We start from the raw sequence: 7,247 nt of genomic DNA, 5'->3' as shown, positions 1-7,247 counted from the left end.
CGAGTTGGCGAGCATCTCGACGCGCTTGCGCAGCTCTGCTGCGCGGTCCTTGGCGTTCTGCTCGTTCTTCTTGTCCTGCGCGCGGGCGATGTCCGCGCCGTAGGCGAGGAAGTCCGCCCGCGCCTTCGCGTCGGACTTCAGCACGCGCTCGACCTCGGCGTTGAACACCGGGCCGCCGGTGCCGCGCATCGCCTCGATCTTCTTGCGGTTCTCGACGTCGACGCCGTCGCGCTTGTCCTTGGCGCGCTGGCGGGCCTCGGCCTCGCCGTGCTCCAGGAACGCCTTGATCGCACCCGGGTCGCTGCTCTCCAGCGCCTTCTTCGCGGCTTCGCGGACTTCTTCCTCGTCGTCGAGATCCGCGTAGTCCTGGACCAGCTGCCGGTCGCGTTCGGCGCTGAGCTTGTCCAGTTCGGACTGCGGAGCCGCGGCCGCCGCACTGCCCGACTTCGGCAGTGCGGCGGCGAGCTTGTCCAGCGCCGCCAGGGTCTGTGCGTACGTGGCCTGTTCGGCGCGGGCGCTCGTGGCGGCGGTGGCCTGGGCCGTCGTGCCGCCCAGGATCGCCAGGACGAGCGCCGCGGACAGGGTCCCCGACGCTGCCGCGGTCGCGCGACCGCGTAGTCTTCCGGCTCTTGGCCGGAATCTACCCATCACGGGATGAATCCCCCTCGGTTATGGAAACAGAAAACAGCCCTGCCCCAGGAGTCGCGTCACCGCGATCCGGGGCAGGGAGGATGGGAAAGAGGCAAAGGAAGGCGTCCGGCCGGCAGGTCAGGCCGGCCGGACACCCACGCCGATCGTTGCGATCAGCCCTTCACGCGGCTCTCCGCTTCCCGGGCCCGGTCGAACATGTCCTTCCAGAAGCCGGCCGACTTGGCAGCTTCGGACTGTTCCTCGGTCCAGGAGGTCTGGTTGGCGGTGGCCGGGTCGGCGATGTTCTTCCAGAGCGCGTCGGCCGACTCCTTGGCGGTGGTGGCGATGTTCCGCCAGTTCTCCGCCTGAGCGGCCGCGGCCGCCTGCTCTGCCAGCCACGCCTTCTGCGCCGCACCGGCGTGCTCGGAAACGGCCTTCCACGCGGCCTCCGCCTCGGCCCGGGCCTTGGCGGCGTCAGCGGCGTCCTTGACGGCCGCCTCGGCGGCCGTCGCCTTGGCGATCAGCTGCTGCAGCGAGGCCCGGCGGACCGTTTCGGCATCGGTGACACGCAGTCGGTACGCCTCCAGGTCCAGGGATCCGCCGGTGCTCCAGCCGTAGCCGTAGAACTCCGCGACGTCCGCGTCCGCGGCACCCGGCCGCAGCGCCCACTGCGCCGCCACCCGCACCTGCTCACCCGGGTCGTGCTCGGCAATCGACTGCACGAAGGCCCGGTCCTTGGCCGCGACCTCCAGCTTGTGCTGGGCGTCGGCCTCGCGGGCGGCCCGGTCGCGCTTCTGGGCCTCGGCGTAGCCAGTCCTGACGAAGGCGGCGCGGTCGGCGTCCGTGCCCTTCAGGGCACGCTCGGCCGCCGCGCGTACGGCGGGGGAGAACTCCGCGGGGTGCGTGGCGACGACCCGCTCGCAGAAGCTCCGGTTCTGCGTACGGGAGTCCTTCAGGCGCTGCTTGGCGTACGCGTAACCGCCGCCCGGAGCGATCCACTCGGCGATCGCCTCGTCGCCACGGGAGCTGCGCAGCGCGTTCCATGCGGAGACGCGCAGCTCGGCGGGCAGCTTCGAGGTGGCGATCGAGTGAACGTAGTTGCGTGCGCTCTCCGCGGCGGCGGCCTTCAGAGCCGAGGCCTGGTCGACCGGCTGGTCCGCCGCGAACGAAGCCGGCGCAGTGGCGGAGACGGTGTCAGCCCATGCCGGTGCCACTCCCGCCGCCAGGACGCCCCCGCCGGCGAGCAGGGCGACCGTCGTCGCCTGGGCGACCCACCAGTGACGCTTCATTCCGGGCCTCACTGGACCGGAACGAGCTGCCACAGCTGGGCGTCGCTCTGGTTGCAGTACCACGTCTGGGCGCGTACGCCGTTGTCCGCCTTGGCGTGGTCGATGTCCAGGCAGCGGTCCTCGGTGTGCTGGGCGCGCAGCTGGTACAGCTTCTTGCTGTGGTCCACGAGGGTGATGCGCCAGCGCATCTGCTTGCCGCCGCTGCACGCCCACTGCTGGACGTTGGCGCCGACCTGGGTGCCGCTGTTCTCCACCTCGAGGCACTTGCCGCTTGCGACGGACCGCACCTCGAACGAGGAGTCGGCGGCGGGAACCACGCGCCACTGCTGGGCAATGGTCCCGTTGCAGGTCCACTGCTGCGCCTTCACGCCGTTGTCGGTCTTGGCGTGGTCGATGTCCAGGCACTTGCCGCTGTGGGCGGCCTGCAGCTGGACGACCATTTCCGGCCGGGGAGCGGGGACGGTTTCCGCGTGGGCGGCGGTCGCAGTGCCGGCCAGTACGGTGACACCGGCGCCGATGGCCAGCGCGGCCCGGGTGATCCGAGACATCGTGGGGTCCGTTCTTCTCAAAAGTTCTTGGGCGCCCGGCGCGCCGGGCACGAAGGGAGGGAGAGCGCAGTGCCGGACCGATCGCCCGCCCGGGGCGCATCGGCTCGGCGGACACTGCGGAGGAGATCAGTCCTTGACCGGCAGGAGCTTCCAGCGCTGAGGACTGCTGGAATTGCAGTACCAGAGCTGCGCGTTGGCGCCGTCCTCCATGCTGGCGTTGGTGATGTCCAGGCAGCGGTCCGTGTTGTGCATGGGCCGGAGCTCGTACGTCTCTTTGACGAGGTCCATGAGGTTCAGCCGCCAGCGCTGCTGGGGAACGTCGCCGCACCACCACTGCTGGACGTTGGTGCCGGGCTGGCTGCCGGCGTTGTCCACCTCGACGCACTTGGCGCTGTGGCGGGGCCGGAGCTCGAAGGAGGCCGAGTCGACGGGTACGAGGTCGAAGATCTGATAGTCCAGGTCGTCGGCGCACTTCGACTGGACGACGTTGCCGCCGTTGCGGAGGGTGCCCTTCGCGATCGTGAGGCACTGGCCACTGCTCTCGACCTGCAGCTTCACGGCCGTGGCGGTGGAGCTGTGGGGAGTGGAGGGCTCGCCGGCGGCCTGGGCGGGGGCGACGGTGGAGGCCAGGGCGGCGACACTGGCAGCGCCGGCCAGGGCGGCTCGGATGATCCGAGACATCGGGATTTCCGTTCTGTGGGTCTGCGGCGGGGTGAACTGGGCGAGGCGGGTCAGGGCGCCAGCGGGTTGGAGATCTTCCAGGTCGCGTCGGGCGCGAAGCCCTTGTCGTCGTCGAAGCGGTTCTTGTTGCTCTTGTCCGCCGCGTAGAGGTCGCCCCGGAACTGCCGCAGCCATCGGCCGGACTGGCTGCCCGACTCGAAGGACGTGCCGGAACCGGTGAGGCCCTTGCGGGCGCACCATGTGGCGGCCTTGGCGGAGTCGGCGCTGCCGTCGTGGGCGGCCATCACGACCCGCAGGTCCTTCAGCGTGAGGTAGTAGCCGCGCTTGCCGGCCGACTCGAATGAGTAGCAACCGGGCTGGAGGGCCAGAGAGGGAACGATGACCCAGGTGGCGTCCTCGCGGTCGGTCTGCTTGCCCTTGGCGCTGACCGGCGCGATGAAGGTCTCGCCGCCGTCCACGGTGGACTGACGGACGAAGAGGCCGGCCTGCTTGCCGGTGGCCGGCTGCAGGGACTGGCGCCCGGCCCGGTACTGGCTGTCGTCCTTGAGGAAGTCGGCCACGTCCTCGTCACTGCCGGCCAGAGCCTTCTTGGCCGCGGCCACGAGCCAGGGATTCATGCCGGTCTTCTCGGCTGCTGCCTGGATCTGCAGGGCACGGCCCCGGTTGGCCTGGGCTATCTTCTTGCGGCGATTGTCGTCGTCGAGCTTGTAGGCCTGCTCGGCGCCGGTGTGGATGAAGGCCTTCCAGTCCGCCGGGTTGGCGCTCAGCACGGCCTTCTGGGCCGCGGCGTAGAGCTCGGGCCCGTTGGCCGCGACGGCCTGGCGCAGCAGTTCGCGGATGAAGTTGTCGTCGCCGAGGCTGAGCATGGCCTCGGACGGCGTGATGTTGAACAGCGCCGCCGTGCTCTTGCGGGCTGCCAGCTCCTGGCGGCGCTGGGCCTCCTCGCGGTTCTTCTGCTCGAGCTCCTTGAGCTCGTTGGTCACGTCGCGCTGGTGGGCTTCACGGGCACCGTTGGTGATGAACTCGCGCCAAGCGGCCGTGTCACCGGCCAGAGCGGTCTGCGCAGCCTTTTGGACCTCCGGTCCGGAAGCCTCGTGCTTCATCACCGCGCGGACGAAATTGTCGTCACTGAGAGACAGCAGGTCGGGGCTGACGGGGATACCCACCGCGATCAGCGCCTGGGACTTCGCGAGGCGGTCGGCACGGACGGAGGCCTCGCGCTCCTGCTCGCGCTTCTTGTCCGTCTCGTATGCCTCGTGGATGCCGGCGACGATGAACCGGACGTGGTCCTCCGGGCTGGAGCTGAGCATGGCCTCCTCGGCGGCCATGCGCACCGCCTCGTACTTCTCGCCGCCCTCCCGGGCCTTGCGCCACAGCTCCTGGATGAAGTCCAGGTCGCTGCGCTGCAGGACGTCCCACGTGGCGTCGAGGCCGACGACGGACGCTGCGGAAACGCGCTGCTTCTCATCGGTGCCAATGGCGCTGGATGCGACCGCGGCGTCACCCGGCTTGGCAACCGCGATGCCCGGCGCGGCGACACCGGCAATGGCGGCCAGAGCAGTGGTGGTGATGACGCCTCGGGTGACGGCACTGCGCACGCGCGCGGAGGTGGTGACTCTCTTCATGCTGGTTCGACTAGCCCTCTTCGTCCCGTGTGGCCCCTGTAAGTAAAGGGGAGGTGAAGGCGAAGTCTTGAAGAGTCACCGGATAAGAGTCAAACCGGACGAGTGGTATATGATCAAGGTAGGTGTGTCTTGTGGCGAGCATGCCGTGGGGGTCTAGTTCGAGCAGAATGACCCTCATGCGCCCATTGCTGTCGCGACGGCAGAAGGGATAGGGCCCGGGAAAGCGGAAGCGGCGGGCACTCGTGGGAGTGCCCGCCGCATCCGTACGCGTCCGATCAGCCGGTTCCTACGCGGACCACCAGTCCGGGGAGAAACCGATGGAGCGCACGTCGCCCACCCTCGGTTCGGTGGGGTCGTCCGGGTCGACGTCGCCGTAGCCGTACGGGTCGACGTCGGCGACGACGTGGATCCTCGCGCCGGACCCGGAGACGCGGTACCGGCGCACGTCCGTGGCCGTCCCGTCGTCGTCCGGCTCCACGCCGTGGCCGAGGCCGGCGATCGCGGCGCTCAGCTCGTCGAACCGCAACCGGCCGGCGAACGGGCCGTAGGCGTCCTGCAGCGGCTGCGGCACGTTCGTACCGCCCTGCAGCAGACGGTGCACCTGCACGCTCACCGCGAAGCACGGCCACACGTCCCCCTCCTGGCGGAAGGAGAGCTCCACGAGCCCGTAGTCCCGGCGCAGCAGCCCTTGCGAGCGGTCGTCGAGGTGATCCGGCCCCAGCGCCGCCTCCCACTCGGCGGGCCCGGAGCCGATGCCGGCCCCGAGCACCTCGCCGCGCGTGGCGACGTGCGCGTAGAAATCCACGTCAGGCATCTACATGCTCTCCAATGCCTCGATCAGCTTCTGCAGTTCCTCGGTCCGGTCGTTGCTGAAGCGCCACTGCGGGTTGCGGCCCTCCTTCATGGCCTTGGCGCTCGACTCGAACACCTCCTTGGCACCCTTCGTCACCCTAATCAGGTCCTCGCGCAGCTTCTTGTTCGACTTGAGCATGTCGACGACGGCGTCCACCTGCTTCTGGGTGGCGGTGCCCTTCTTCAGTCGGATGGCCTCGCCGGTGATGCCGCCCTTGCCGTCCGGCTTGAGCGCCACCTCCATGCCGTCCTTCATGTTGACGTGGGCGCCCTTCGTCACCCAGTCCTGGTCGACCTGACCGACGTGGTCGATCTGGAAGTTGCACTTCTTGGCCTTGGCGTTGTGCACCAGGACCGGCGCGGAGCCCGCGGCGACGTAGTACGTGTGCAGGTCGTCGACGGTGAGGTTGAAGACCTGGCGGGTCTCGGTCCAGGCACGGGTGCGCAGCACCTCGCGCAGGTCGCCGCCGGGCGTGCGCAGCCGGTCGCCGGGGTGCACCTGCGCGGCGTCCTGCCAGCTGTGGCGACTCTCCACCCAGATCGGGTGGTTCGCAGTGGCGGTCACCTTGCCGGTGCCGTGCCCGGCCGCGCCGTCGGTGTCGACGGTGATCTCGACCAGGTCCTTGCGGCCCTCGCGCGTGATCACGTCGTCGACGCGCCGCGCCCCGGTGACACCGGTCTGCGGATCGGTGGCCAGGACGCGGTTCCCGATCCGCATGTCCTTGATCGGCTTGCGCGTCCCGTCGGCCATGAGGACCGGCGTGTCCGGCGTGAAGCTGTTGTCCTCCAGCAGACAGGCCACGGGGGACTTGCGGAGCTTCTCGAGGACCTCCTGACCCTTCTTGATCAGCTTCTTGGCGGCGGCGGACTCCTCCAGGAACTTGTCGATGCCGCCGACGATCCGGCCGATCGCCTTCGTGATCTCCGGGAACTTCTTGAAGACCTGTGCGGCCTTGCCCCAGGGAAGGTTGCCGATCACGGCCCAGAAGCAGGACTCGACGTCACCCTCGGTGAAGCACTTCTTGATGTCCTCGAAGAGCAGGTCGACCAGGATCTGGCCGCCGTTCTCGATGAGGAAGTCCGCGATGTCCTTGTCGGCGAGCTTGCGGGCCTGCTCGTACTCCTCCGGAGTCATGCCGGCCTCTTCGAGCGCCTGCTCCTCCTGCCAGGTCAGCTCCGGGCCACCGCTCTTGCCGTCGTTCTTGACGGCGTCCTCGCGCGCCTTGCGCTCCTGCTCGCGCTGGTACTCCTCGGCCTTCTTCGCCGCCGCGTCCGCCTCGTTGGCGTACTTGTTGGCGTTCTTGGCGGCCTCTTCGGCGGACTTGGCGTGGGTTTCGGCGGATTCGGCGAGCTTGGTCGCGGCGGCGGCGTCCTTCTCGGCCTGGGCCGCGGCGCTCTGGGCGACGCTGGCGTCGTTCTCGGCGCGGCCGGCGGCGCTGTCGGCCGCGGCGGCCTCGTTGTCGGCCTGGGCTGCGGCGCTGCGGGCGCGGGCGGCTTCCGCCTCCGCGTCGTTGGCGGCTTGGCGGGCGGCGGCTGCGTCGGCGTAGGCCTGGTTGGCGGCCTTGCGGGCGAGACCCGCGTCTTCCTGTGCTTGGGCGTCGGCCTGGTTGGCGCGGGCGGCT

6 protein-coding genes and 1 pseudogene are annotated in these 7,247 nt (G+C 69.6%); all 7 read right to left on the bottom strand.

Annotation, left to right across the window (positions count from 1 at the left end; translation table 11 throughout):
• Nucleotides 1–648 (bottom strand): annotated as a pseudogene (locus tag AC27L3_RS29425) (hypothetical protein); the annotation flags it as partial.
• 155 nt (nucleotides 649–803) lie between these two features.
• Complete coding sequence (locus AC27L3_RS29420; protein ID WP_487237103.1) at nucleotides 804–1,919, bottom strand: ALF repeat-containing protein; 1,116 nt, start codon at nucleotides 1,917–1,919, stop codon at nucleotides 804–806.
• Between the two features lie 8 nt (nucleotides 1,920–1,927).
• Nucleotides 1,928–2,467 (bottom strand): RICIN domain-containing protein, encoded by a 540-nt coding sequence (locus AC27L3_RS29415; protein ID WP_487237102.1) that lies wholly within the window; start codon nucleotides 2,465–2,467, stop codon nucleotides 1,928–1,930.
• A gap of 126 nt (nucleotides 2,468–2,593) precedes the next feature.
• Nucleotides 2,594–3,148, bottom strand: a complete 555-nt coding sequence (locus tag AC27L3_RS29410; protein WP_487237101.1) for an RICIN domain-containing protein — start codon at nucleotides 3,146–3,148, stop codon at nucleotides 2,594–2,596.
• Nucleotides 3,149–3,198: 50 nt separating this feature from the next.
• The gene (locus AC27L3_RS29405; RefSeq protein ID WP_487237100.1) at nucleotides 3,199–4,773 is read right to left on the bottom strand and encodes an AbfB domain-containing protein; all 1,575 of its coding nucleotides are present in this window, start codon (nucleotides 4,771–4,773) and stop codon (nucleotides 3,199–3,201) included.
• A gap of 286 nt (nucleotides 4,774–5,059) precedes the next feature.
• The gene (locus AC27L3_RS29400) at nucleotides 5,060–5,587 is read right to left on the bottom strand and encodes a hypothetical protein (protein WP_487237099.1); all 528 of its coding nucleotides are present in this window, start codon (nucleotides 5,585–5,587) and stop codon (nucleotides 5,060–5,062) included.
• The coding region (locus AC27L3_RS29395; RefSeq protein ID WP_487237098.1) for a Hint domain-containing protein at nucleotides 5,588–7,247 on the bottom strand (1,660 nt) is incomplete at its 5' end.

Source organism: Streptomyces sp. PKA51 (assembly GCF_057552455.1).
This window is presented reverse-complemented; position numbering and strand designations above follow the sequence as displayed.